The organism is Thiohalophilus thiocyanatoxydans (genome assembly GCF_004366735.1).
Lineage (GTDB): Bacteria > Pseudomonadota > Gammaproteobacteria > UBA6429 > Thiohalophilaceae > Thiohalophilus > Thiohalophilus thiocyanatoxydans.
In genome coordinates, this window is record NZ_SOQX01000005.1 from 17,501 (window position 1) to 43,415 (window position 25,915).

Consider the following 25,915-nt stretch of genomic DNA (forward strand, 5'->3'; position numbering starts at 1 on the left):
ACCTTAAGAAACGACTATAAAAAATTAAGATAATTTAGTGAATTACAACACATTCTTAACAAGAGATTATAAGTCTATGGGACATCCGATGCGGCGCCAGGGGCCCCGCTGGTCGCGCCTGCACACTGTGCTCGTGCTGGCGGTCATTATCGCTGCCGGGACCCTGCTGGCCTTTCTCTCCACCGATGTTTCCGCCTCGCGTAACGCGGCGCAACAACCCCCACTGGCCCGGGCCCTGCCGCCGGCGCAAATCACGATTCCTCTGGAACTCCCCCAGGCCGACGCCGCCGAGGCGGTCCAGACAAGGGAGGTGTCATTGCCGCGTAATCCCCTGGCCGATCAACCGGTCGTCGCCCAGCCCGACGAAAGCTGGCTGCGAATCACGGTCCGCCGGGGAGACAGTCTCGCCGCCATCTTCAAGCGCCACAAGATTCCCGCGCAGGATCTTCACGAGATAATGCAGCTCGGCCGGATCACCCGGAACCTGAGCGCCCTGCATCCCGGCGATACGGTGCGCTTCAAACTGGATGACGATCAGAAAATCCGGCAAATGGTTTTCGATATCGATCGGGTCACCTCCCTGCAGGTTACCCGTCAGCAAGACGAACAGTTTTCCGCCCGCATTGTGGAGCACGAACTGGAGAGTCGCCGTACCCAAACCAGCGGAGTCATCAACTCATCCCTGTTCAAAGCCGGCAAGGCGGCGGGCCTGAAGGACAAGCTGATCATGGAGATGACCACCATCTTCGGTTGGGATATCGACTTTGTGCTGGATATTCGTCGCGGGGATCACTTCACCCTGATTTATGAGGAACAGTATCTCAACGGCGAGAAAATCCAGGACGGTCCAATCATCGCCGCCGAGTTCGTCAACCAGGGACGCCGGTTACACGCCATTCGCTATACCGATGAACAAGGGCGCAGTGATTATTATTCCCCGGAAGGCTATTCCATGCGCAAGGCCTTCCTGCGCACGCCGGTAGACTTTCGCCGGATCAGCTCGCGCTTTGGCAAGCGTCATCACCCGATACATAACCGCATGCGCATGCACAAGGGTGTCGACTACGCGGCCCGATCCGGCACCCCGATCCAGGCCGCCGGCGACGGCAAGATTGTCTATCGTGGCTGGAAAGGCGGATACGGCCGGGTAGTCATCCTGCAACACGGGGGCCGTTACAGCACCCTCTACGCGCACATGGCCAACTTCAAGAAGGGCCTGCGGGTCGGCAGCCGCGTCCAGCAGGGCCAGACGATCGGCTTTGTCGGCAGTTCCGGCAGTGCCACCGGCCCCCATCTGCACTATGAGTTCCGGGTCAACGGAACTCACCGCGATCCCTTGAAGGTCAAGCTCCCTGACGCCGAGCCCATCAAGGCGGCCTATAAAAACGACTTCTTGCAACTGGCGGAAAAACGTCTCGCCCAGCTGGATGCCGCCCGCCCGTCGATGCTGGCCCTGAACCAACCCCGCCCCGCCGAGACACCCTGAGCAGGACAGGACCCACGCCTCTGCGTGAGCCCCCGCCTGCATCAGGAGCGGATTGTCGGCCCCGGTCGTTTTGCTTAGCATAAGCCCATGACAACCTATTACATCGGTCTGATGTCGGGTACCAGCCTGGACGGCATCGATGCCGCCTTGCTCGATTTGCGCCAACGCCCCCACCTGTTGGCACAGCACAGCCACCCGCTGCCCGACCCGCTGCGCCAGCAACTCTATCAATTGCAGACACCCGGCGAGAATGAACTAAGCACCATGATGCGCCTGGATGTGGAACTGGGCCGGCTGTTCGCCGAAGCCGTTCACGCCCTGCTGGCAAAAGCCGACAAACGCGCCGGCGAGATCGCCGCCATCGGCAGCCACGGGCAGACCTTGCGCCATTACCCCGACGGACCGACTCCCTCGACCTTGCAGATTGGCGATCCCAACCTGATCGCCGAACTGACCGGGATCACCACCGTCGCCGATTTACGCCGCCGCGATCTGGCCGCCGGCGGCCAGGGCGCCCCGCTGGTCCCCGCCTTTCATGCCGCGATGTTTCACCGGGACGGGAGCAACCGGGCGATCCTGAACCTTGGTGGCATCGCCAATCTCACCCTGCTGCCGGCGGACAACCAGGCCGCGGTCACCGGCTTCGATACCGGACCGGGCAACGGCCTGCTGGACAGCTGGATCGCCCGACACCAGCAACAGCGTTATGATCGCGACGGCGAATGGGCCGCCAGCGGCCACGTGCATCCCGGCCTGCTGGAGCGCCTCTTGCACGATCCCTATTTTGCCCGTCCCCCGCCCAAAAGCACCGGTCGTGAATACTTCAACCTGAACTGGCTGCAACCAGCGCTGGAACCCTTTGCCGACCTGGCACCCCGCGACGTGCAGGCCACCCTGTGCGAACTGAGCGCCCGCAGCATCGCCGAGGCACTGCAAGCGGCGATGGACCCGGTGGAGGAAGTGCTGATCTGCGGCGGCGGCATCCATAACCGCGCGCTGTATCAACGGCTGGAAGCGTTGCTGACCCCGGCCCGCCTCGCCAGCACCGCCGAAGCCGGCCTGGATCCCGACTGGGTCGAAGCCGCCGCCTTCGCCTGGCTGGCGAAACAAACCCTGGCTGGCGATCCCGGTAACCTGCCTTCCGTGACCGGCGCCTCGCATCCTGTCGTGTTGGGGGGTATCTACCCCGGGAAAGGGCCGAGGGCCGAGGGACGAGTAACGAGGGACGAGGAAAAGCTTCACCACGAAGACACGAAGGCTTGAAAATGAAATTCTTCATGGCCTCACGTCATGATAGCTAAACAGCGTAAAACAGCTGCCTCTGAGAACAGGGATGAAAAAAGTTCCGGGTTTCCTCGTTACTCGTCCCTCGTACCTCGGCCCTGAGAAAAGCGCTGGCGCGCTTTTCTCAGCGCTTGTTAATCGGGACGTATTTGCGGATCGGTTCGCCGGTATAGACCTGGGTGGGCCGGAAGATACGGTTGTCGGCCAGTTGTTCGCGCCAGTGGGCCAGCCAGCCGGCGGCGCGGGCCATGGCAAAGATGGCGGTGAACTGATCGGCGGGGATCCCCATCTCCGTATAGAGAATGCCGCTGTAGAAATCGACATTGGCGTACACCCCCTTGTGCGCCAGACGGTCCTCACAGACCTGCTCCACCGCCTTGGCAATATCAAACATCGGATTGACGTCGCCCGCCTTGGTTTCCATGTACTGGTCGATCAGTTTCTGCAGGATGATGGCACGCGGATCCTTGGTCTTGTATTCGCGATGCCCCATGCCCCAGATCACCTCCTTGTTGGCCAGTCGCTTGTCCACGTACTCTTCGGCCTTCTCGGGCGAGCCGATCTCTTGCAGCATTTCCAGCACCCGCTGGTTGGCGCCGCCGTGCAACGGTCCGGAGAGGGCCCCGATCGCCGAGGCGATCACGCTGTAGGGGCTGGAGAGGGTCGAGGCGTTCACCAGCACCGCGAACGTCGAGGCATTAATCGTATGCTCGGCATGCAGGATCAGACAGACATCCATGATCCGCGCCAGCAGCGGGTCCGGCTCCTTGCCGGTGAGCATCCACAGGAAGTTTTCGGCATGACTCAGATCGTCGCGCGAGTCGACCGGATCGTAACCCTCGCGAATGTGTTGCCACATGGCCACGATGGGGGCGATCCGGGCGATAATCTTGATCGACATGTTATGGATGTAATTGATGTCCTCGCAGGCGTCACTGCCGGTCAGGCATTCATTACCGGGATAGAACATCCCCAGGCTGGCCACCACCGTCTGCAGCATCTCCATCGGATGGCCTGTATTGGGCAGATTTTTCATCATGCCGCGGGTATGGAACTTGAGGCGCCGGTTCTCCTTGAGCTGGTCGCTGAAGGTCTCCAGTTCCGAACGGGTCGGCAGGCGCCCGTCGAGCAGTAACAGGGTGGTCTCCTCAAACGTACTGTGTTCGGCCAGCTGTTCGATGGGATAGCCGCGATAGGACAAAATGCCCTGTTCGCCGTCGATATCCGAAATATTGGATTTGGTGGCGGGAACGCCGGCCAGCCCCGGAAGATACTCACTCATGGAAGACTCCCTGAATTTGGTAATTAATGGTGCGCTACGTCAAGAATAACAAAAAATAGTCGCGGCATTGGCAGGGCAGAGAGAAAAGTTGCCGGATCCGGCGAGGGGCAGCCCGGGTTTTTACCCGCCGCAAACAAAAATGGCATGACCTGGAGTCATGCCATTTTGCCGTACCGTTCCGGGTCGGATGAAATCAGACGCCGAAGGACGAGCCGCAACCACAGGTGGTAGTTGCATTCGGATTGCGGATCACGAACTGAGCACCGGAGAGATCTTCCTTGTAATCGATTTCCGCGCCCATCAAATACTGGAAACTCATCGGATCGACCAGCAGGGTCACGCCCTCCTTGTCCACCCGGGTATCGCCATCCTGTTCATTCTCCTCGAAGGTAAAACCGTACTGGAAGCCGGAGCAACCGCCGCCGGTTACAAATACCCGCAGCATCAGATCCTCATTGCCCTCATCCTCGATCAGCTGACGGACCTTGTGCGCAGCGGAATCGGTGAATACCAGGGGACTCATCGTATCGACCGTCTCGTTTGTCTCGGTTGCTGTGCTGCTCATTGTGCTATCTCCACCAGAATTGACGTCTACAGGGAACCATTATGCTATTCCTGATTGTTTTAATCAAGAATCCTCTGTTCCACTGCCGGTTTCTGAAGGTGAGTGGTTACTACTCTTGTGCACCAGGTTACCATTGACTTCCGCGCCCATCGCCATCTCGATCAGGCTGTAATAAACATTACCATCAACCCGGGCATGCGCTGCCAGCTCCACATGGCCCTGGGCATGCACGTCGCCGATAATCCTGCCGTTCACCACTACATTCGGTACCTTCACTTCCCCCTCAATAGTGCCGCGTTCACTCAAAGTCAAGAGGGAGTCCTCGCCCGCGCCCTCGGCAAGCACGCTGCCCTTGATGCTGCCATCCACATGCAGCCCCCCGCTGAAAATGACATCCCCCTGGATCTCGGTATTCTGGCCGATCAACGAATCGATCTGCGCGGTTCGATTCGGCTTTTTATTCTTAGCCCACATTACCCTTTCTCCTCAATCGACCAGTCGATGGTTTTCTCGATGCTGTTGCGCGCCTTCCCTCCGGGCAAGATCCGCAGGGTCGCCCGCAGCAGATTGAAATTCTCCGGCAGCCGGATATCTCCTTCCAGCTTTTGAAAATACTTGAAGCGGTAGCTTAATGCGTTGACGGAATTCTCGGTTACATCCTTGAGCGTCAAGGATCGGGACTCCCCTTCCTGAATCCCTTCGAGCTCCAATTGTACCCGGCCGCGAGCCAGCCTGTCATTGCCCAGCACCTGGGTCAGCACCACCCGATAGCGAAACCGGCCGTCCGGCCCGTCCGGTTCGAAACTGAATTTTTGTAACTGCAAACCGGTCGAGGCTTCCCGGGGGGAGACAATGCCGCGGTAAAAAGCCAGCTCCTCCTTGAGCTCGAGTATTTCCGATTGCAGGTTTTTAATCGTACTGTCCAGATCATCATAAGCCTGGCGTTCGATTTGCCGGGCGCGTTGCAACAGGGCTTTTTCCTGACGCAGCGCGTCGTTTTTTCTTTTGATACGCTCTTTAACCTCGACCAGCTCTTTTTTGACCCGGCTGGCCTCGTCACTGTCGTAACCGGCCAGATAGCGCCCGTAATCAAACAGCGTATATCCGCCGGCCAGCATCAGCAGGGCCGCGAGTAGCCACAACGCCCGGGTCTTCCACGGGTGATGGGGTTTAACCACCAGACTCATTGATTCATCCTAGGGCATCAATCCGATTGCATTGAGGCCCGCGCGCTCATCCAGGCCGAACATGAGATTCATATTCTGCACAGCCTGGCCCGAGGCGCCCTTGACCAGGTTGTCGATCACCGACAACACCACCACCGTATCACCATCCCCGGGGCGGTGCAGGGCAATCCGGCAGTGGTTGACACCCTTGACGCTGCGGGTCTCCGGGTGCGAGTCGGGGGGCAGAATATCGACGAACGGCTCGTCGGCATAGCGTTCACTGTAGAGGGTCTGCAGGCCTTTCGTCGGGTTGGTGAGCCGGGCATAGAGCGTGGCATGAATACCCCGGATCATCGGGGTCAGATGGGGTACAAAGGTCAGCCCCACCGGCGCACCTGCGGCCCGGGTCAGCCCCTGGACGATTTCCGGCAGGTGGCGATGGCCGGCCACGCCGTAGGCCTTCATGCTTTCGCCGGCCTCCCCCAGCAGCGTCCCGATACTGGCCTTGCGCCCGGCACCGCTGACCCCCGACTTGGCATCGGCCACCAGCTGCCCGATGTCCACCAGTCCCTGCTCGATCAAGGGCAACAGACCCAGCTGGACCGCGGTGGGATAGCAGCCGGGGCAGGCGATCAAGCGGGCCTCACGGATCGCCTCGCGGTTTACCTCGGGCAGCCCGTAGACCGCCTCGGCCACCAACTGCGGCGCGCTGTGAGCCATGCCGTACCATTTTTCCCATTCGCTCACATCCTTGATGCGAAAATCGGCCCCCAGGTCGATGACCCGCACGCCCTGATCCAGCAGCTCGGCGGCGCTGTTCATCGCCACACCGTGCGGCGTCGCGAAAAACACCACATCGCACTCGGCCAGTTGCCCGGGATCGGGGTCGCTGAAGATCAGATCGACATAACCGCGCAGGTTGGGAAACATCTCCGCCACCGGCAGGCCGGCTTCGGAGCGGGAGGTGATCAGGCTCAGCTCGACCTCGGGATGCCCGGCCAGCAGCCGCAGCAACTCCACCCCTGCATAGCCTGTACCACCGACAATGCCTGCCTTGATCATGATTCCAACCCGCTTATACAAGAAACGTTAATGATAAGTGCTGGCGAGTTAAAGGAAAAGAGCGGACTGTGATGAATCTCCCGGCTTCGCTATCCGGCAGATTACAAAGCAAACAACTTTCAATTATTGCCCTTCACCGCTGCATGCGGTCCGGCGGTGTATAGGCGTATTTTGGCGGTTACCTCGTGCCGAGACGCCAGAAAGCCTCGCCCGCCAGCGGGAAAGAGAAACAAGACTAGCGCCCTTTATTGCCGCCTCGCGACCGCGAGCCGCCGTAGCGATTGTTGAAGGCATTTTTCTTTTGCCTCTCAGCACCTCTCTATTTTGTCAGTCGGCTGGAATAGGATACGGCGCGCACAAAAAAGCGGCTGAAAAGCCGCTTGAGTTGGGTCGTGCTTGATTGTTGTTATTAAGGCTTGGCGGTTACTCCCCTAAGGGATTTCTAGCCTATTCCACACATTTCGCAAGGTCAAGAGTTTTTCCGGTTATTTGCCCCGCACCGCCTGCTCGGCGTTCGGCTGCGCTGTCGGTGGTGCGCCATGCTAGAATCCGGCGTTATGTACCGACAGCACCTCAAGCGCACCAGGCGCCGGTTTTTTACCCTCAACAAGTGGAAAATGCGCCTGCTGTTCTGGGGCAGCGCCCTGAGCGTCGGGGCGATTGCCGCGCTGTTTGCCCTGGCCGCCGGGTTCGCGGATGAAAGCTTTCACCATTTACATCAGCAGCAGCCGTGGCTGACCTACCTGCTGCCGCCCGTCGGGCTGGCCTTCATCGCCTGGCTCACCCGGCGCTTTTTCCCCGGTACCGAGGGCAGTGGTATTCCCCAGGCCATCGCCGCCCTGTCGATGCGCAAGCACGCCCTGCGTCACAAAGTGCTGTCACTGAGGGTGGCCCTGGGCAAGATGCTGCTGACCACCCTGGGGCTGTTTTGCGGCGCCTCCATCGGCCGTGAGGGGCCGACTGTCCATATCGGCGCCTCACTCATGTACTCCCTGCGCCGTTTTGCGCCGCAGCCGCTGCGGGGCCAGGATATGCTGCGGGCCCTGATTCTGGCCGGCGGGGCGGCCGGCATCTCCGCCGCCTTCAATACCCCGCTGGCCGGGATTCTGTTTGCCGTCGAGGAGATGAGCCGCTCCTTCGAGCAGCGCACCAGCGGCACGCTGATTATTGCCGTGGTACTGGCCGGTCTTACCGCGCTGGTGATCCTCGGGCCCTACACCTATTTCGGCAGCACCGACGCCACGCTGCCGCTCTCCGGCGCCTGGCTGGCAGTCCTGATCTGCGGGGTGGTCGGCGGATTGCTGGGCGGTCTGTTTGCGACGGCGCTCATTCTAGGCTCGCGCCGTATCGCTCCCCTGGCCTGGCGCTATCCGGTGCGGATTGCCTTCGCCTGCGGGCTGCTCATCAGCCTGCTGGGCTTTGTCTCCGACGGCCAGAGTTTCGGCACCGGGTATCTGGAAGCGCAACAGCTGGTCGACGGCGGCGAGGCCTCACTGCTGTTTCCATTGTGGAAGCTGCTGGCCACGCTCTCCTCGTATCTGAGCGGCATCCCCGGCGGCATTTTTGCCCCCTCGTTAGCGGTCGGCGCGGGGCTGGGCGCCGATCTGGCGCTGCTGTTGCCCCATTTGCCGGTCGCGGCCCTGATCATGCTGGGCATGGTCGGCTATTTCAGCGGCGTGGTACAAACCCCGATCACCGCTTTTGTCATCGTGATGGAAATGACTGACAATTCAGGTATGCTGCTGCCGCTGATGGCCACCGCACTGATCGCCCGGGGTGTCTCGAGTCTGGTCTGTCCCCGGCCGATTTATCAGGCTCTCGCGGATGCCTATTTACATAAACAGGATACACAGGAAAACGCTGGCAAATATGAAAACCCGTGACATCTTTATCGCCGTATTTATGGTTCTGCTACTCGGCGCGCTCGCCTGGCTGTGGTTCAGCCCGTCGGGATTACAGCGCGCGCCGGATATCAGTTTCAAGAATGTCGAGGGCGAGACAATGGAACTGCAACAGCTGCAGGGACGCCCGGTGCTGGTCACCTTCTGGGCCACCTCCTGTCCCGGTTGCATCGAGGAGATGCCGCATCTGATCGAGATGTATCACGATCTGGCCCCCCGGGGCCTGGAGATCATCGGCGTGGCCATGGCCTACGACCCGCCCAACCACGTCATGCGCATGCGTGAAGAGCGCGACATCCCCTATCCCATTGTGCTCGACATCGACAGCGAGATCGCCCGGGCCTTCGGCGACGTCAAGCTGACCCCGACGCACTTTCTGATCAACCCGCGGGGTCGCATCGTCCATCACAAAATTGGCGAGCTGGACATGGACAAGGTACGCGATCGCATCCTGGCAATGCTGGAATCACGGGCGCAGGGATAAATCCGTATGCTCTGGGTCAAAGCGTGGCATATCGTATTCATGGTGACCTGGTTCGCGGGGCTGTTTTACCTGCCGCGCCTGTATGTCTATCACGCCATGAGCGAAGATAAGCCGAGTGATGATCGTTTCAAGATCATGGAACGCAAGCTGTTCTACGGGATCATGACACCGGGCGCGATAATCACTATCGTTCTGGGGTTCTGGTTGCTGGGCGATTACGCCTGGGCGGCTTACAGGGAAAGCGGCTGGCTGCACGCCAAGCTGGCGCTGGTTACGATTCTGGTGATTTATCACATCCACTGCGGCAAACTGCTTAATGACTTCAAGCATAACCGTAACACCCGCTCGCATGTTTTCTATCGCTGGTATAACGAATTTCCTGTGTTAATTCTGATAGCGGTGGTCCTGCTGGCGGTCGCCAAGCCCTTCTAATTCGCCACACTTACAGTGCACAACGAAGACAAGCCACCATCATGCATCCCAAAGATGATCTGATTCGCCACTACCGCTGGTTGCGCCAGTACGGCATCAATGACTCACACAGCGGCAACGCTTCGGTGCGCGAGGGCCATACCGTCTGGGTCACACCAACCGGCGCCTGCGCCGACACCCTGGCTGCCGACGATCTGGTGGCCTGCGATATCGACGGCACCCTGGGCGACGGCGCCTCGCTGGATGCCCGACTGCATGTGATGGTCTATCAAAAGAATCCCGCTACGCGGGCGGTATTGCATGGTCATGGCGCACACACCGTGGCGCTGACGCTCAACGGCCAGGACTTCACACCGCCGGATTTTGAAGGGAGTTATTACTTTGGCACGGTACCGGTACTGAACATCGCCTACGCGAACTATCTGGCCGAAGCCCCCGAACAGGTCTCCGCCATCCTCGCGCAACACAAGATCACCGTGGTCCGCGGCCACGGCGTCTACGCCCAGGCCGACACCATCAACCTGGCCTACAAATGGAACTGCTCACTGGAACTGTCCGCCAAAACCGCCTGGCTGGCGCAGCTGGCCGGCACACTGCCCGGCTAAAGCAGTATTTATTGCTGATGTACTCTGGAATAAAAACGCGGAGTTCGCAGAGTCGCGGAGACGCAGAGAAAATATTTGGCAATGACCAGAGATGCCATTGCCTGAATAAAGTATACAAATTCATCTTACATGCGATGCATGCATACCCCGTTATCCTCCGCGTCTCTGCGCCTCCGCGAACTCTGCGTTAAATAACCAGCATTAGAAAAATTGATAAGCAGAAAATACTAGATTTCGATCATTTCGAAGTCTTCCTTGCCCACGCCGCATTCGGGGCACTGCCAGTCTTCGGGGATATCATCCCAACGGGTACCGGGCGCGATGCCCTCTTCGGGCAGACCCTGCTCTTCATCGTAGATAAAGCCACAGACGACACACATGTATTGCTTGTATTCCATGATTACCACTACATCGTTGACTGTTTGAATCAACTATTATCGCATTTTACGCGGCCAATAGGAATCGCTTGAATTGTCCGTGCTAGACTCCATGTCGTTGGATTACAGTCATTTTTACCCAGGTTGCTATTATGTCCGAGTCTCCGATCCCCGTGGTGATGTGCTTTTCCGGGCTGGATCCCACCGGCGGTGCCGGTATCCAGGCCGATATCGAGACCCTCGCCAGCATGGGGGGCCACGCCGCCCCGATCATCACGGCACTGACCGTGCAGGATACCCGGTCGGCCCGCCGGTTCGAGGCGATAGACCCCATGCTGCTGATCGAGCAGGCCCGCGGGGTACTGGAAGACATGCCCGTTGCCGCTTTCAAGCTGGGCATGCTCGGTAGCGTCGAGGTGATCGAGGCGATCCATTCCATTCTGGCGGACTACCCGGACATCCCGCTGGTCCTGGATCCCGTGCTGGCCGCCGGTGGTGGCGGGGATCTGGCTGACGATCCCATTATTAACGCCATGAAAACCCTGTTGATGCCGCAGACCACGGTACTCACGCCCAACAGCGAGGAAGCCCGGCGCCTCGCTCCCGAGGCGGACAGCCTGGCCGCCTGCGGCCAGGAACTGCTGGATCTGGGTCCCGAATATGTGCTCATCACCGGTGGCCACGAACCGGGCCCGCATATCGACAACATGTTGTATGCCAATCATCGCCAGCTGGAGACCTTCAGCTGGGATCGCCTGCCCCATTCCTATCACGGCTCGGGCTGCACCCTGGCCTCGGGCATCGCCGGCCTGCTCGCCCAGGGACTGGACCCCTTCGCGGCAATCCACGAGGCCCAGGAATTCACCTGGCACGCCCTGCAACAGGGCTTTCGCCCCGGCATGGGCCAGCATATTCCCAACCGCCTGTTCTGGGCCCGGGGCGACGAAGAATAATGGGGGATCCGCGCCTGCAGGGGCTGTATGCCGTCACCGACGGCCGGCTCACGGGCGAACCGCTGTTCGCGGCCGTGCAGGCCGCCCTGGCCGGCGGGGTGAGGATCGTGCAGTACCGCGACAAATCCGGTGAGACACAACGCCGTCATGACGAAGCGGCCCGACTGGCCCGTCTGTGCCATGAACAGGGAGCGCTGCTGTTGATCAACGACGATACCGATCTGGCCCAGAGCGTCGGCGCCGACGGCGTCCATCTGGGCCAGAGCGATACTCCGCTGGCCGTCGCGCGTGACCAGCTGGGCCCCGACAGACTCATCGGCGTCTCCTGCAACAACCGCCTCGAGTGGGCGCTGGCAGCCCAGCAGGCGGGCGCCGACTACGTCGCCTTCGGCCGCTTTTTCCCCTCGCAGACCAAATCCGACGCCCCACAGGCCGAGCTGACGCTGCTCGAACAGGCTCGCCAGCAGCTCGACCTGCCCATCGCCGCCATCGGCGGCATCACCCCCGACAACGCCCCGCAGTTGCACGCCGCCGGCGCCGACATGCTGGCCGTGGTCCACGCCCTGTTCGGCCAGGACGACATCGAAGCCGCCGCCCGCCAGCTCAGCCGCTGCTTCGACTGAAGTCGACTGTAGTGAGATCGGCTGATAACGCAAAGGCGCAGAGTTCGCAAAGGGAATTACTCTAGAACCCGCGTGGGACAGTTCATTTTGAGGCGCCCTGCTAACGCTTGGATATATTATTCAGATTTTCTTAGCGTTCTTTGCGCCTTTGCGTCCTTTGCGTTACTTCCACCCCTCTTGCTAAGACCGCCCCTGTCGTCGCCCCGGGGATTTGGTTATCATTCAGCCTGTCCAGACCAGATTTGTCATTCTCGTAAAAATTGAAGGAACCACGTTATGTCCCGTTCGCATGATCTGTTTGTTGCCGCCCAGAAACACATCCCCGGCGGGGTGAACTCCCCGGTCCGTGCCTTCAAGGGCGTCGGCGGCGATCCGTTGTTTTTCAAGCGGGCCGAAGGGGCCTACATGTTCGACGAGGACGACAACAAGTACATCGATTATGTCGGCTCCTGGGGGCCGATGATCCTCGGCCACAACCATCCCGAGGTGATCAGGGCGGTGGAGGCGGCACTGCACAACGGGCTGAGTTTCGGCGCGCCGACCGAGCTGGAAACGCAAATGGCCGACAAGGTCTGCGAGCTGGTGCCCTCGGTGGAGATGGTGCGTATGGTCAACTCCGGCACCGAGGCCACCATGTCGGCACTGCGCGTGGCGCGCGGCTTTACCGGCCGGGACAAGATCGTCAAGTTCGAGGGTAACTATCACGGTCACTCCGACTCGTTGCTGGTCAAGGCCGGCTCCGGGGCACTCACCCTGGGCGTACCTACCTCACCCGGCGTGCCTGCCTCGCTGGCCGAGCACACCCTCACCCTCACCTACAACGACAGCGAGCAGGTACGGGAGACCTTCGACAAACTGGGCGATGAGATCGCCGCCATCATTGTCGAACCGGTGGCCGGCAACATGAACTGCGTCCCGCCGGTGGATGGCTTCCTGCAAACCCTGCGGGAAGTGTGCGACCAGCACGGCAGCGTGCTGATTTTCGATGAGGTGATGAGCGGCTTTCGCGTGGCCCTCGGCGGCGCCCAGGAATACTTTGGCGTCACGCCCGATATGACCACCCTGGGCAAGGTGATCGGCGGCGGCATGCCGGTGGGCGCCTTTGGCGGCAAGCGCGCACTCATGGAGCAGGTCGCGCCGCTGGGGCCCATCTACCAGGCCGGAACCCTCGCCGGCAACCCGATGGCCATGGCCGCCGGGCTGGCCACTTTGAATCTGATCAGCCAGCCCGGTTTCTTCGAACAGCTCGGTCAGCGGGTCGATCAACTGACCGGCGGACTGCGCCAACGAGCCAGGGCCGCTAACATCCCGTTGACCACCAACCAGGCCGGCGGCATGTTCGGCTACTTCTTCAGCGACGAGGAGACCATCACCCGCTTCGAGCAGGTCAGCAACGGCGACATGGAGCGCTTCAAACGCTTCTTCCACGGCATGCTCGAACAGGGCATCTACCTGGCCCCGGCGGCGTTTGAAACCGGCTTCGTCTCAAGTGCACATACCGAACAGGACATTAACGCGACGCTGGATGCCGCCGAACGGGTCTTTGCCGACCTCTAATCTCGGCGTCTGAATTCACCACGAAGTCACGAAGACACGAAGCGAAAGAAACTTTAGACGACTCTTGCGCCGACATCCGGACAAAACCGGATATGCGCCCAAGACCGCTGCGCGACCAATGTCATTGAACTTCGAGACTTCGTGTCTTCGTGGTTAACGCTTTTCATCGGTCTGTACTCCCTATCCGCCGTTTTCAGGTATTATCCCGCCTATGTCGATGGCCAGTTTTGTTCAGCTATTTGAGTGGTTGAGTCAGCATCCGGTAATTGCCGCCTTGCTCGTGTTTGCTATTGCGCTGAGCGAGTCGCTGGCTGTTGTCGGGCTGATCGTGCCGGGCATTTTTTTTATGGTGGTGTTCGGTGCGCTGATCACCACCGGCTATCTGGATTATGGCTGGACGGTTAGTGCGGCGATTCTCGGCGCCATCGCCGGTGATGGTATCAGTTACTGGCTGGGACGCCGCTATCACAAGCAACTCTATAATATCTGGCCATTTCGCAATCGACCGCGGCTGCTGGAGCGCGGGGTCACGTTCTTCCATCGGCACGGCGGCAAAAGCATTCTGTTCGGCCGTTTTGTCGGCCCCGTTCGCCCCATTATCCCCGCCATCGCCGGCATGCTGTCGATGCCGCGTCGGCGATTCATTTTAACCAATGTGGGGTCGGCATTGTTGTGGGGGCCGATCGTTTTGTTACCCGGCATGGCGTTTGGCCTGTCACTGGAATTGGCCGCCGAGTTTGCCGGACGTCTCTCCGCGTTACTGGTAATTCTGCTGTTACTGTTGTGGGTGACCTTATGGATTATCAAACAGCTCTACTTTTTTCTGGTACCGCGTACCGAGGTGCTGTTCAGTCACCTCATCAACTGGATTAATCGTCATCCTGTGATCGGTCGTCTGCCAGCGGCGTTGATCGATCCTCATCACCCGGAAATGCGGGTACTGACTCTGCTCGGCCTGATGCTGATACTGGCGGCTGTCGCATTCACCGCATTATCACAATTTCTTGATCAGCGCTCACTGGTACTGGGACTCAACGACCTGATTTACTTCCAGCTGCAGCAACTACACAACCCGCCTTTTGATCGTCTAATGCTGTTTTTCAGCACCCTGGGTGACGATCTTTTTCTCGCTGCCCTGGTCCTGATCCTGTTTGTCTGGACAATGCTCTATCGTAATTGGCTGGCCGGCGGGCATCTCCTGGCCGCGTTTATACTACCGCTGATTGTCGTGCAAACCCTGAAGTTTCTGTTTAACGTTCTGCCGCCGGATCTTGGCGCCAGCTATTCCAGTCTGGGTTTCCCTGGCGGGCATATTATGCTGCCTACCGCCGTGTATGGTTTTATTGCCGTGGTACTGAGCCGCGATATGCCACACATATTGCGTAGCGCGGTTTATATCAGTGCGGCACTGATTGTGCTACTCATCGGCTTTGCCCGTTTGTATCTGGGGGTGCACTGGCTGAGCGACGTAGTCGGCGGAATACTGCTGGGGCTTGTCTGGGTGGGATTGCTGGGCATCGGTTACCGTCGACATGTCGGTCTGTCGCCTCTGCCGCTCAAAAAACTCAGCTACCCGATCACGTTGATCCTGATACTGCTGGTGATTTACCCTCTGAGCCAGTTCGATAGAGGTCTACCAAAGCCAATAGGAACTACACCTCAGTATCGGATTAGTCTGGATGGCTGGAAACAAAGCGGCTGGCAGGTTTTACATCAATTTCGCACCGACTTACAGCAACAAAAAAAGTTCCCGTTTAACCTGCAATGGGTGGCCACGCAAGAACAGATCGAAACAGCTCTTGCAGTGCATGGCTGGCATCGAAGTGACGAAACAAAACTCGAGAACTGGCTGCGTTCCTCAGCGACGACGCAAGAGTTACCCATTATTCCACACTTGCATGAAGGCCGTTACGAGCGACTGCGTTTTATCCGTGTCAACGACGCGCAACAACGTATATTGACCCTGCGCCTTTGGCAGACGAATGTGTTTGTGCAGCACAATATTGATGAGCGGCCATTATGGATCGGGGAAATCTCCTATCTGAACCCAGTGCGCCTTGGGCCGTTAAGATATCTTAAAACCGAAGTCACTTTTGACCAGGCCGCCGAGGCATTCAAAGACAATATTGACCCGACATTGATTCTCGGTCAGGAAAATGCGGGCGCGTATCAATTGTTGCTGTTACGTAGCGATTCAGAAGCGAACCAGCGCCCCGAAGAATAGACCGCTACCGGATAGATCCACCTCCTCTCCGGAGCCATCATCCGGCTCGGAAGAGATAAATTTATACTCGGCGACCAGGCCAAATCGATCAAACGGGAATTCCACTCCAACCATGCCCTGCAGGCCCATGCCAGATGCATCACCACCAATCGCTCCAGACATCTCGACTCTTGAGAAACCCAGTCCTCCGCCGAAATAGGGTTTGACATGTTGTCCCATATCAAAATAGCGACGGGCGTTGACCATTAGCAACTCGCTATCTGTTTCACCGGGCGTATCCAAAACGATGAAATTCCCGGTGAAAGTGGTGTATTCAACCCCTACTCCGACATGGTCATTAATACGGTATTCGTATTCCAGGGCAAGCTCGGAATCGACATCGTCTTCATAAGTTGTTTTGTTCGAAAGAATCGTCTGACGGGTAGTGTCCAGCGTATAAATCCCTGATTTCAAAACTATAGAATGGTTTCTCTCTACCGCCGTGGCGCTCAGGGCCAACCCCAGCAAGCCCACCAATAAAACTGTTTGTTTGATACTGCTTCTCATCGTCTCATCCCTCCGGATTCTGGATATAATTACGTACATTCCCTGACGCTCACTCACCAGAGTGTTTTGACAAGACCTGAACATTGCACTCACTTACCAACAAACCTTTTCAATCAAATGGTCATTGGCAAACATCCTGTTCTCTCAATCGATTCTAACCACCAGGACACACTGTACCCGCTACTCAGGCCGCACACTGAAGCTCGACTATTTATCCCTGCTTTTTAATATTTCATCGATCTCAGCCAGCTTCTTCTGTGCGCTATCGAACATAAGCAACCTTTGTTTTAGTGAAAGATCCAGCGGGAGCAACTCGATTAACCGCGACACGACCCAGTCAGCGTCATCGAGTTGTTGCTTCATGGTCGAATAGGGCGGTTCAAGTTGACCGAGAATATTTTTTAATATTCGTGCCAGATAGTGCTGCGGCTCGGGTAACGGAAAACTTGTCACATCAGGCAATAATTCCACCTCGGCCTGCACAGACTGATCCTTACTTATATTGTGAGAGAGAATCCTGAACCGCTGTTGACCTTCCAGAGTGACCCCCAGCATCCCGTCAGGACGCCGGTTCCAGTAGCGGATCTTGCACAAGGTTCCGACATTACAGGTCTCGGCCGCCTGGCCGACTTCTTGCCCCTGCCGGATCAGCACCACACCGATGCCACAGTCAGTTCGCAGACATTGACTCACCATGTCCAGGTAACGTGGCTCAAAAATGCGCAGGGGCAATACCCCGCCGGGAAAGAGGACCGTATTCAGTGGAAAGAGGGGGATGGTCGTGTGCATACTGCGCGTTGTACCGGTGTTAACCCGGAGCTTCACCCCAGCGCGTTACCAGGGTATGCTCCACCTCAAGATGATCCAAAATGCGCGCAACGACAAAGTCCACCAGATCCTCGACACTCTGTGGCTGATAATAAAACCCGGGATTGGCCGGCATGATCGTGGCGCCGGCACGCGCCAGACGCAACATATTTTCCAGGTGGATTACCGACAGGGGCATTTCCCGTACTACCATAATCAGCTTGCGCTGCTCCTTGAGCATGACATCGGCAGCCCGTTCAATCAGGTTATCACTATTGCCATTGGCCACTGCCGCCAGTGTCCCGGTGGTACAGGGACAAATCACCATATGCCTGGCATTGTGCGAACCGCTGGCGATCGATGCGGTCCACTGTTCCCGCCCGAATACAGTTAACAGGTTGCTGTCAGCCTGGTAATACTCGCTTAACCAGGTTTGCATCTCGGCCGGCCGGCCGGGAATATCCAGGTCGGATTCCATCTGCAACACCATCTGCGCGGCCTTGGAGACCAGCAGATAGACCGGCCGCTGTTTTTCCAAGAGGCATTGCAGCAAACGCAGGGCATAGGGTGCACCCGAGGCGCCCGTCATGGCGAGAATCACGGGACGATCAACAGAATTCGACATAATTACGTGCCTTGGTAGTTATTCTTGCCAATTTTTTGTTGCAACCGCTCCAGCAGGCGCGCATGCAGATTATCGAACCCGCCGTTACTCATGATCAATACATGGGTATCGTTATCAATCTGTTGCAGAATATGTTCAAGAATCGCCTCGGTACTGCCAGCGAGCGTCACTGGTGGATCCGATTCTTCAAATATAGCAGCGATATCCCAGGATAACCCGTCCGGTTGCAAAATGATCACCCTGTCCGCCTGACTCAGGGCCGCCGGTAATGCGTCACGTTGCACGCCCATACGCATGGTGTTGGAACGCGGCTCCAGCACGGCAATGATCGGTGCGGTACCCACACGCCGACGCAAACCGTTGAGCGTGCTGGCAATCGCGGTGGGATGATGGGCGAAATCGTCATACACGGTCACACCGTTGATCTTGCCGCGAATCTCCATACGTCGTTTGATGTTGCGAAAATCGCTCAATGACTCAATCGCCAGGCCCGCCGGCACGCCTGCATGGCGGGCGGCCGCAATCGCCGCCAGCGCGTTTTCCACATTGTGTTGACCGAACAGTGACCAGTTGACCCGCCCCTGACAAACGCCCTCAAAGCTGACCTCAAACACCGAGCCGTCTTCCTCAAGTAGCTGCGCCGACCAGCCCCCGGCATGGTTGATATATTCATGGGGAGTCCAGCTGCCTCGCGCCAGCACTTCGTGCAGGGCGGGACTGTGCTGATTGACGATCAACAGGCCATTGCCAGGTACCGTTCGCACCAGGTGATGAAACTGATCCTGGATAGCCCCCAGATCCGGGAAAATGTCCGCATGATCATATTCCAGGTTGTTCATGATCAGGGTACGCGGCCGATAATGGACAAACTTGGAACGCTTGTCGAAAAAGGCAGTATCATATTCATCGGCTTCGACCACGAAAAATGGCAACTGCCCGAGGCGGCTGCTGACACCGAAATTGGCCGGTACACCGCCGATCAAAAACCCGGGTTCCAGCTTGTTGGCTTCCAGCATCCAGGCCAGCATGCTGGCCGTGGTACTTTTGCCGTGCGTCCCGGCGACGCCCAGCACCCAGCGCGAAGCGAGCACATGCTCCGATAACCACTGGGGTCCCGAGGTATAGGGGATGTCGTTATTGAGAATATGTTCCACCGCCGGGTTACCGCGCGACAGCGCATTGCCGATTACCACGCAATCGGGACGGGGTGCCAGATGTTGCGGCTCATAGCCCTCCATCAGGGTGATCCCCTGCTCTTCAAGCTGGGTGCTCATGGGCGGGTAGACATTTGCATCAGAGCCCGTCACCTTATGCCCAAGTTGACGGGCCAGTATCGCAATACCGCCCATAAAGGTGCCGCAAATACCGAGAATATGAATATGCATGGCTTGCTCAGTAACGATCCGGATTAAGTTTTAGTTCGTCGCCGGCAACAGGTAATCAAGTGCTGCCAGCCCCAGAATCAGGTAACCGATGGCAATAATAACACCTGTGAGCCGATGAACCGACAGCGCATGGGAGAGAATGTGTCCAAGAATCACCAGGCTCCAGATTTGCACCGCAATAATAATCAGCAATACCATTGTAAACTTTTCGGGATTGAGGCTGCTAATATAATTAAACGGCAGAATCAGAACGGAAAGAATGATGCTGGTACCACTGAGTGCGGTGAGAGTCTGGATAATCCGCGCCCGATAGCCAAACAGGGACAGAAGCCCGACGGTAACCAGTACCATAAACAGGGTATGTACCAGTAAAATACCCGCCAGCTGGAAGGCGGTTATCTCGGGCAACAACAAATTGGTGCGCAGGTTATCCAGCAAGTACCCGGCCACCAGCAACAGCACGAGTAGCAGCGGCGAATATGGGGTATCCTCCGGGCCCTTGCGCAACAAACAGATTTCCCAGAACCGCGATACCAGCGGCCGGGCATAAACCAATAACCGGCTATTCATGGCAACCATCCGTCTTGCATCTGTTGTCCGTGTGTAACACCATAAGTCAGTAGATAATATCTGTTGGAGCTGGTAGTGTCCTCATCCATGTCGAATTACCAATATATCGAAACTATACCGCAACTTGAAGCGGCCTGCGAAACACTTCGTCACAGCCCGGTACTGGCGCTGGACACCGAGTTCATGCGGGAGAAGACCTATTATGCCCGGCTTTGCCTGATTCAGATCGCCACCGAGCAGCAGGTTTATATCATTGACCCTCTGCGGCTCGAACATCTGCAACCACTGCTTGACCTGCTCTATAATCCGGACATTCTCAAGCTGGTACATGCCGGTCGCCAGGATCTGGAACTGTTCTACGACCTCACCGGAAAAATTCCCGGACCGATGTTCGATACCCAGATTGCCGCCACCCTGCTCGGTTTTGCCGATCAGGTCGGTTATGCCGCCATGGTGGAAAAAATCCTGGGTGTTCAGCTGGACAAATCCCATACCCGCACCGACTGGGCCCAACGCCCGCTCTCCAAAAAGCAGCTTGCCTATGCCGCCGATGACGTGGTCTATCTGATGCAACTGTACCCCGAAATACTCGAACGCCTGAAAAAACTGGGACGTGAACAGTGGTTGCAGGAAGATTTTGCCGCTCTGAGTAAACCGGAGCAGTATGTCAATGATCCGTCCAATAGCTGGCAGCGAGTCAGTGGTCATGGTCGCCTGAAACCCCGACAACTTGCAGTCCTGAAAAACCTGGCACACTGGCGCGAAAAGCGCGCCCAACAACTGGACAAGCCACGCAAATGGATTATGAGTGACGATGTTTTATTAAACCTCGCACAACGTCAACCCGATAAACCGGAAAAACTGGCCGGTATCCGGGGGCTTCCGGAGTCGATTGTTCGCGACTGTGCTGAGCAATTGATCGAACGGATACAGCAGGCCCGTAACCTGCCCGACTCGGAACTTCCTCAAGCCCGGGATCGTTTCATTCCCACCCGGGATCAGGAGCTGCTGATTGACAGCCTGCTGCTCTATCTTAAACAGCTGGCCTATGATAACCAGATCAGCCCCGCAACCCTGGCCAATCGCAAGGAAATCGAACGCCTCATTCAGGGAGAACGTGAACTTGAACTCCTCAGAGGCTGGCGGCGGCGTATTGCCGGCCAGCCATTGCTGGACATGCTCGAGGGAAAAATACGCCTGTTTATCCGGAATAATGAACTGCAAGTCGAACATCAGCATTGAATCGGTCTGCTCACGAAATACACCGATTGGGGCAAACAGTAGAATTCTACCAGGGGGTTATCCCCAGTGGCAGACCGGATGGATCCAATCTATACTTCTGAAACAAAATCGTCATCCATCATTATTTCAACATAACTATCTGCCGACCTGCTCAATTGATGACTTATGCCATCGCGTCATAACAAAACTTACCGTTTTGACTGGCATGCGGGCTGCCGATTCAGCCTGCTGATTGATGGCCAGCGGTTCTTTCCGGTCATGCTGGATGCCATCGAACAGGCAAAAACGTTTGTACTGCTCGAGCTCTATCTGGTTGAGTCGGGACATGTTACCCGGCGGTTTATTGATGCGCTGGTGGCGGCTCGCCAACGCGACGTGACCGTATATCTGCTGCTGGATGATTACGGCTCGCAGGGGCTTGCTTTGCTGGATCGGGAACGACTGCTCGCCCAGGGTGTTCAGCTGCGGTTTTACAACCCTCTGAACTATCGGCAGTTTTATCGCAGTCTGCGCCGCGATCACCGCAAGCTGCTTTTGATCGATAATCGGATCGCCTTTACCGGCGGCGCGGGATTGAGTGATGCCTTTGAACCGCCGTTCAACCCGGAAGGCGCCTGGCATGAGGTTATGCTGCAAATCGAAGGCCCCGTGGTTACCGACTGGATGCGGCAATTTTGTACAACCTGGCAATCGAGCAGCGGCAACTCACCCGAACTGCCCGCTTCACAAGAACAGTACTTCACTCCCGGGCAGCCGGGTCGCGTGGTGCTCTCCGCCGGATTAAGTCGGCAGGAGATCAAACGTGCCTTTATCACGCGCATGCGCAATGCCGGGCAACGCATCTGGCTGACCACACCTTATTTTATCCCGGCGCGCAAGGTTCGTCGGGTATTGACGCAACGCGCCAGAGCCGGGGTCGATACCCGCTTGCTGCTGCCCGGCCCGATTAGTGACCACCCCTGGGTCTCCCATGCCGCGCGCGGGTTTTATCACCGCCTGTTACGCAACGGCGTACGCATCTTTGAATATCAACCCCGCTTTGTCCACGCCAAGATCGGACTGTGTGATAACTGGTGTACCATCGGCTCAAGTAATCTGGATCGCTGGAACCAGCGCTGGAACCTGGATGCCAATCAGGAAGTTGATGCAACCGATTTCAGTTCAGACGTGGCACAGTTGTTTGAAACCGACTTTGCACAGAGCATCGAGATCACGCTGTCCCACTGGCGAAAGCGCTCAACAATGCAACGTTTGCGAGAATGGCTGGCGGCCCGGCTGGTGATGCTGATCGAGCTTGTCATTCGCGGCTATCGAAAATGACCCTGTAACCGACAAGAAAAAGGGGGCCGAAGCCCCCTTTAGCGATTAGCGCCGTTTTCTGGCGCTTTTCTTTTTGGCTTTCTTTTTCGCCTTCTTCTTGGCGACTTTTTTCTTGGCTTTCTTCTTGGCCACTTTCTTCTTCGCGACCTTCTTCTTGGCGGCCTTCTTCTTCGCGACTTTCTTCTTGGTGGCCTTTTTCTTCGCGATCTTCTTCTTGGCCGCCTTCTTCTTCGCGACCTTTTTCTTCGCGACCTTCTTCTTGGCTATCTTTTTCTTGGCAACCTTCTTCTTGGCAGCTTTCTTCGCGACCTTCTTCTTGGCCGCCTTCTTCTTCGCGACCTTTTTCTTCGCGACCTTCTTCTTGGCTACCTTTTTCTTGGCAGCTTTCTTGGTGACCTTCTTCTTGCTGCCGCTCTTTTTGGCTGCCACCTTTTTCCTGGTGGTTTTCTTACTGCCGCCAGTTTTCTTCTTCGCCGCAGTTTTCTTCTTGGCCGTCTTCTTCTTGCTTGCAGCTTTTTTGGCCGCCGGCCTCGCCGCCGCAGTTTCCGTACCGGGCAGGCTGGCCAGGATGCGCTCCACGGCAGCGAAGATGTCGCTGATCTCGCCCACGCCCTGAACAGTCCGCAATTTCCCCTGGCGACGATAGTAATCGATCAGCGGCGCCGTCTGTTCCTGATAAACATCCAGACGCTTGCGAATGGTCTCTTCGTTGTCGTCCTCACGCTGGGTCAGCTTGCCGCCACACTTGTCACACACCCCCTCGATCCGTGGCGGGGAGAAATAGATGTTATACATCTGGCCACAGGAACTGCAGGTACGGCGCCCGGTCAGGCGTTTGACCAGCACATTCTTGTCCACGTCGATCAGCAGACCGACCTGCAGGGGCTTGCCCATATCGCCGAGCAATGTGTCGAGGGATTCGGCCTGGGCCGTATTGCGCGGAAAACCGTCCAGAATAAAGCCCTTGTCGGTATCCGGACGAGAGAGACGATCGCGAATCATACCCAGGACGATGTCATCGGAGACCAGCTGGCCGGCGTCCATCGCAGCCTTGGCCTGCATACCCAGCGGGGTGCCTTTGGAAACCGCCTCGCGCAGCAGATCGCCGGTTGATATCTGCGGTATTCCGTATTTTTCTACCAGCAGTTTGGCCTGGGTGCCTTTACCGCCACCCGGCGCACCAATTAATACGATTCTCATTGTTATCTAACTCCGTTGGCTGTATTTGTCCGAATCAGGATTACATTGAAAATTCTTGTCGTTAACAGACCGGGGCCTGTTTGCATATGTTGTTTAAAACTAATCCCTGACATTGTCCAAGTCAATGTGAATCCGCCGCAATTTTGACCAGCTCGGCTAACTCAACAGCGGCGCAATCACCAGACTGACAATCGCCAGCACGTTGATCAGGATGTTCATTGAAGGCCCCGACGTATCCTTGAACGGATCACCTACCGTGTCACCGACGATCGCCGACTTGTGGCTCTCGGAACCCTTGCCCCCGAATTCGCCGCCCTCAATATACTTCTTGGCGTTATCCCAGGCACCGCCGGCATTGGACATCATCAACGCCAGCAACACGCCGGTGACCAGCGCGCCACCGAGCATCCCGCCCAGCGCCTCCGGACCGATCAGAAAACCGACCAGCGGTGGGGCCGCCACCGCCATGCCGCCGGGCAGCAACATCTTGCGTAACGCAGCATCGGTGGCAATCGTTATACAGCGCGCCGTGTCCGGTTTGGCGGTGCCTGCCATTAACCCGGGGATCTCCCGAAACTGTCGCCGAATCTCCTGAATCATCAGAGAGGCCGCGTCGCCCACGGCGGTCAGGGTCATGGAGGTAACCAGAAACGGGAAAACCCCGCCGATAAATAATCCCACCAGGACCTCCGGCTGGCCCAGATGCAGGCTGAAATCGGGCCGATTATGGGCCACTGTCTGGATAAACGCGGTGATCAGGGTCAGGGCGGCCAGCGCCGCGGCGCCGATGGCAAACCCCTTGCCAATGGCGGCGGTAGTGTTACCGACGCGATCCAGCGCATCGGTGATCTCGCGGGTCTCTTCGCCCAGCTCCGCCATCTCGGCGATGCCGCCGGCGTTATCCGCCACCGGTCCATAGGCATCGATGGCCATGGTCATGCCGACGGTGGCCAGCATCCCCACCGCGGCAATCCCCACACCATAGAGTCCGACCCAATGGCTGGCGAGGAAAATAATCACCGCAATACTCAGCACCGGAAACAACACGGAGCGAAAGCCGGTCGCCAGACCGGTAATCACAACAGTCGCCGCCCCGGTCAGGGAGGCCTCGGCCAGATGTCGTACCGGTTTGCCGGCGGTATAATATTCCGTGGACAGCCCGATCACCATCCCGCCGGCGGCCCCCAGCAAGACACAGAACCAGACATCGATATGCACATCGAGCGCGCGGATCACAAACCAGGCGCCGAGCATGAACAACAAGGCAGTGCCGAGCAACGAATAACGAATCGCCTGCTGGGCGCCCCGGTTCTGATAGAGGCGCATCGCGGCGATCCCGACCAGTACACACAACAGTCCCATACTGCTCAACGCCAGCGGCAGGAACATCAGGGTTGACTGGGTTCCCAGCCGGGCCAGGGCGGTATCGGACATGACCGCCGCCAGGGCCAGGGTGGCGATCATCGCCCCGCAATAGGATTCAAAAATATCCGAGCCCATGCCGGCGACATCACCGACATTATCGCCCACGTTATCGGCGATCACTCCGGGGTTACGCGGATCATCCTCGGGGATACCGGCCTCGAACTTGCCCACCAGATCTGCCCCGACATCGGCCGACTTGGTATAGATTCCCCCGCCGACACGGGAGAATAACGCCACCGACGAGGCCCCCATGCCGAAGCCGTGAATGACATGGGAACCCTGGGGATCGCCGCCATAAACCACAAACAGGACACCCAGTCCCAGCAGTCCCAGCGCCGCGACGGTCAGTCCCATTACCGCCCCGCCGGAGAAGGCCACGCTCAGCGCCCGGCCGGCACCAAACGTGTTGGCAGCGTGGGTGGTGCGCACATTGGCATAGGTGGCCGCCTGCATGCCGATATAGCCGGCACCGGCCGAACAGACGGCCCCGACCACGAATGAGACCGTGGTGCCCACGCCCAGATAGATATAGAGAAGTACCGCTACCACCACGGAAAACAGAGTCAACTGCAGGTATTCGCGGCGCAAAAACACCATGGCGCCACGATGGATTTCTCCTGCGATTTCCTGCAGACGACTATCGCCGGCCGGATGGCGACTGATGCGATAGAAAACCAGCAGCGCCGCTATCATACCAAAGGCCCCGACAATCGGTGGTACCAGTGTGAGCGACATATCTCCCCCTTATGATGAATTTTATTATTGATTCGGACGGGTACGGCGATACGGCTTCT

24 protein-coding genes and 1 pseudogene are annotated in these 25,915 nt (G+C 57.7%); 12 read left to right on the forward strand and 13 right to left on the reverse strand.

The window, feature by feature from the left end; translation table 11 throughout:
* The first annotated feature begins 76 nt into the window (after nucleotides 1–76).
* Both EDC23_RS09605 and EDC23_RS09610 read left to right on the forward strand, forming a co-directional pair.
* Nucleotides 77–1,486 carry an OapA family protein gene (locus EDC23_RS09605; protein ID WP_134083967.1) on the forward strand — a complete coding sequence of 470 codons (1,410 nt, stop codon included), beginning with the start codon at nucleotides 77–79 and terminating at the stop codon, nucleotides 1,484–1,486.
* A gap of 87 nt (nucleotides 1,487–1,573) precedes the next feature.
* Nucleotides 1,574–2,749, forward strand: coding sequence for an anhydro-N-acetylmuramic acid kinase (locus tag EDC23_RS09610; protein WP_134083969.1), 1,176 nt, complete (start codon nucleotides 1,574–1,576; stop codon nucleotides 2,747–2,749).
* 145 nt (nucleotides 2,750–2,894) lie between these two features.
* On the opposite strand, the gene EDC23_RS09615 is transcribed toward EDC23_RS09610, so the two are convergent.
* The 5 genes from EDC23_RS09615 to argC form a co-directional block, all read right to left on the reverse strand.
* Nucleotides 2,895–4,052 (reverse strand): citrate synthase, encoded by a 1,158-nt coding sequence (locus EDC23_RS09615; protein ID WP_134083971.1) that lies wholly within the window; start codon nucleotides 4,050–4,052, stop codon nucleotides 2,895–2,897.
* A 193-nt stretch (nucleotides 4,053–4,245) separates the two neighbouring features.
* On the reverse strand, nucleotides 4,246–4,617 hold the full coding sequence (gene erpA, locus EDC23_RS09620) for an iron-sulfur cluster insertion protein ErpA (RefSeq protein ID WP_134083973.1): 372 nt from the start codon (nucleotides 4,615–4,617) through the stop codon (nucleotides 4,246–4,248).
* Nucleotides 4,618–4,680: 63 nt separating this feature from the next.
* Entirely contained in the window at nucleotides 4,681–5,091 is a 411-nt protein-coding gene (locus EDC23_RS09625) for a bactofilin family protein (RefSeq protein WP_134083975.1), read from the reverse strand.
* Nucleotides 5,091–5,804 carry a DUF6776 family protein gene (locus EDC23_RS09630; protein ID WP_134083977.1) on the reverse strand — a complete coding sequence of 238 codons (714 nt, stop codon included), beginning with the start codon at nucleotides 5,802–5,804 and terminating at the stop codon, nucleotides 5,091–5,093. The genes EDC23_RS09625 and EDC23_RS09630 overlap by 1 nt, the downstream gene beginning before the upstream one ends.
* 9 nt (nucleotides 5,805–5,813) lie before the next feature.
* Entirely contained in the window at nucleotides 5,814–6,845 is a 1,032-nt protein-coding gene (gene argC, locus EDC23_RS09635) for an N-acetyl-gamma-glutamyl-phosphate reductase (protein ID WP_134083979.1), read from the reverse strand.
* A 539-nt stretch (nucleotides 6,846–7,384) separates the two neighbouring features.
* Here argC and EDC23_RS09640 point away from each other — a divergent pair.
* The 4 genes from EDC23_RS09640 to EDC23_RS09655 are packed head-to-tail and all read left to right on the forward strand — an operon-like array spanning nucleotide 7,385 to nucleotide 10,267.
* Nucleotides 7,385–8,728 carry a chloride channel protein gene (locus tag EDC23_RS09640; protein ID WP_208321340.1) on the forward strand — a complete coding sequence of 448 codons (1,344 nt, stop codon included), beginning with the start codon at nucleotides 7,385–7,387 and terminating at the stop codon, nucleotides 8,726–8,728.
* Nucleotides 8,715–9,230: a peroxiredoxin family protein gene (locus EDC23_RS09645; RefSeq protein ID WP_134083982.1), complete on the forward strand. Its 516-nt coding sequence runs from the start codon at nucleotides 8,715–8,717 to the stop codon at nucleotides 9,228–9,230. Before EDC23_RS09640 ends, EDC23_RS09645 begins: the two co-directional genes overlap by 14 nt.
* Nucleotides 9,231–9,236: 6 nt before the next feature.
* Nucleotides 9,237–9,662, forward strand: coding sequence for a protoporphyrinogen oxidase HemJ (gene hemJ, locus EDC23_RS09650; protein ID WP_134083984.1), 426 nt, complete (start codon nucleotides 9,237–9,239; stop codon nucleotides 9,660–9,662).
* 41 nt (nucleotides 9,663–9,703) lie between these two features.
* Entirely contained in the window at nucleotides 9,704–10,267 is a 564-nt protein-coding gene (locus EDC23_RS09655) for a class II aldolase/adducin family protein (RefSeq protein WP_134083986.1), read from the forward strand.
* A 227-nt stretch (nucleotides 10,268–10,494) separates the two neighbouring features.
* On the opposite strand, the gene EDC23_RS09660 is transcribed toward EDC23_RS09655, so the two are convergent.
* On the reverse strand, nucleotides 10,495–10,665 hold the full coding sequence (locus EDC23_RS09660; protein WP_134083988.1) for a rubredoxin: 171 nt from the start codon (nucleotides 10,663–10,665) through the stop codon (nucleotides 10,495–10,497).
* A gap of 131 nt (nucleotides 10,666–10,796) precedes the next feature.
* Between EDC23_RS09660 and thiD the strand changes: the two genes are divergently transcribed.
* From thiD to EDC23_RS09680, 4 genes are all read left to right on the forward strand, one after another.
* Complete coding sequence (gene thiD, locus EDC23_RS09665; RefSeq protein WP_134083990.1) at nucleotides 10,797–11,597, forward strand: bifunctional hydroxymethylpyrimidine kinase/phosphomethylpyrimidine kinase; 801 nt, start codon at nucleotides 10,797–10,799, stop codon at nucleotides 11,595–11,597.
* Nucleotides 11,597–12,220 (forward strand): thiamine phosphate synthase, encoded by a 624-nt coding sequence (thiE, locus tag EDC23_RS09670; RefSeq protein ID WP_208321341.1) that lies wholly within the window; start codon nucleotides 11,597–11,599, stop codon nucleotides 12,218–12,220. The genes thiD and thiE overlap by 1 nt, the downstream gene beginning before the upstream one ends.
* 276 nt (nucleotides 12,221–12,496) lie before the next feature.
* Nucleotides 12,497–13,777 carry a glutamate-1-semialdehyde 2,1-aminomutase gene (gene hemL, locus EDC23_RS09675; protein WP_134083994.1) on the forward strand — a complete coding sequence of 427 codons (1,281 nt, stop codon included), beginning with the start codon at nucleotides 12,497–12,499 and terminating at the stop codon, nucleotides 13,775–13,777.
* A gap of 211 nt (nucleotides 13,778–13,988) precedes the next feature.
* Entirely contained in the window at nucleotides 13,989–16,001 is a 2,013-nt protein-coding gene (locus EDC23_RS09680) for a bifunctional DedA family/phosphatase PAP2 family protein (protein ID WP_134083996.1), read from the forward strand.
* Here the strand turns inward: EDC23_RS09680 and EDC23_RS09685 are convergent.
* From EDC23_RS09685 to EDC23_RS09705, 5 genes are all read right to left on the reverse strand, one after another.
* Nucleotides 15,972–16,547 carry a porin family protein gene (locus EDC23_RS09685; protein ID WP_166668824.1) on the reverse strand — a complete coding sequence of 192 codons (576 nt, stop codon included), beginning with the start codon at nucleotides 16,545–16,547 and terminating at the stop codon, nucleotides 15,972–15,974. The two genes, EDC23_RS09680 and EDC23_RS09685, sit on opposite strands and share 30 nt — an antisense overlap.
* Nucleotides 16,548–16,754: 207 nt before the next feature.
* Nucleotides 16,755–17,336 (reverse strand): LON peptidase substrate-binding domain-containing protein, encoded by a 582-nt coding sequence (locus tag EDC23_RS09690; RefSeq protein ID WP_134084000.1) that lies wholly within the window; start codon nucleotides 17,334–17,336, stop codon nucleotides 16,755–16,757.
* Nucleotides 17,337–17,355: 19 nt separating this feature from the next.
* Complete coding sequence (locus EDC23_RS09695; RefSeq protein WP_134084002.1) at nucleotides 17,356–17,979, reverse strand: flavin prenyltransferase UbiX; 624 nt, start codon at nucleotides 17,977–17,979, stop codon at nucleotides 17,356–17,358.
* A 2-nt stretch (nucleotides 17,980–17,981) separates the two neighbouring features.
* Nucleotides 17,982–19,364, reverse strand: a complete 1,383-nt coding sequence (gene mpl, locus EDC23_RS09700) for a UDP-N-acetylmuramate:L-alanyl-gamma-D-glutamyl-meso-diaminopimelate ligase (RefSeq protein ID WP_134084004.1) — start codon at nucleotides 19,362–19,364, stop codon at nucleotides 17,982–17,984.
* A 30-nt stretch (nucleotides 19,365–19,394) separates the two neighbouring features.
* Nucleotides 19,395–19,934 (reverse strand): YIP1 family protein, encoded by a 540-nt coding sequence (locus EDC23_RS09705; protein WP_166668825.1) that lies wholly within the window; start codon nucleotides 19,932–19,934, stop codon nucleotides 19,395–19,397.
* A gap of 87 nt (nucleotides 19,935–20,021) precedes the next feature.
* Between EDC23_RS09705 and rnd the strand changes: the two genes are divergently transcribed.
* Both rnd and EDC23_RS09715 read left to right on the forward strand, forming a co-directional pair.
* A complete protein-coding gene (gene rnd, locus EDC23_RS09710) occupies nucleotides 20,022–21,176 on the forward strand; it encodes a ribonuclease D (protein WP_134084008.1) in 1,155 nt (384 codons plus the stop codon).
* Nucleotides 21,177–21,341: 165 nt separating this feature from the next.
* Nucleotides 21,342–22,496 carry a phospholipase D-like domain-containing protein gene (locus tag EDC23_RS09715; RefSeq protein ID WP_134084010.1) on the forward strand — a complete coding sequence of 385 codons (1,155 nt, stop codon included), beginning with the start codon at nucleotides 21,342–21,344 and terminating at the stop codon, nucleotides 22,494–22,496.
* Between the two features lie 570 nt (nucleotides 22,497–23,066).
* Here the strand turns inward: EDC23_RS09715 and EDC23_RS14275 are convergent.
* Nucleotides 23,067–23,696 (reverse strand): annotated as a pseudogene (locus tag EDC23_RS14275) (adenylate kinase); the annotation flags it as partial.
* A 156-nt stretch (nucleotides 23,697–23,852) separates the two neighbouring features.
* Entirely contained in the window at nucleotides 23,853–25,856 is a 2,004-nt protein-coding gene (locus tag EDC23_RS09725; RefSeq protein WP_134084014.1) for a sodium-translocating pyrophosphatase, read from the reverse strand.
* Nucleotides 25,857–25,915 lie beyond the last annotated feature (59 nt).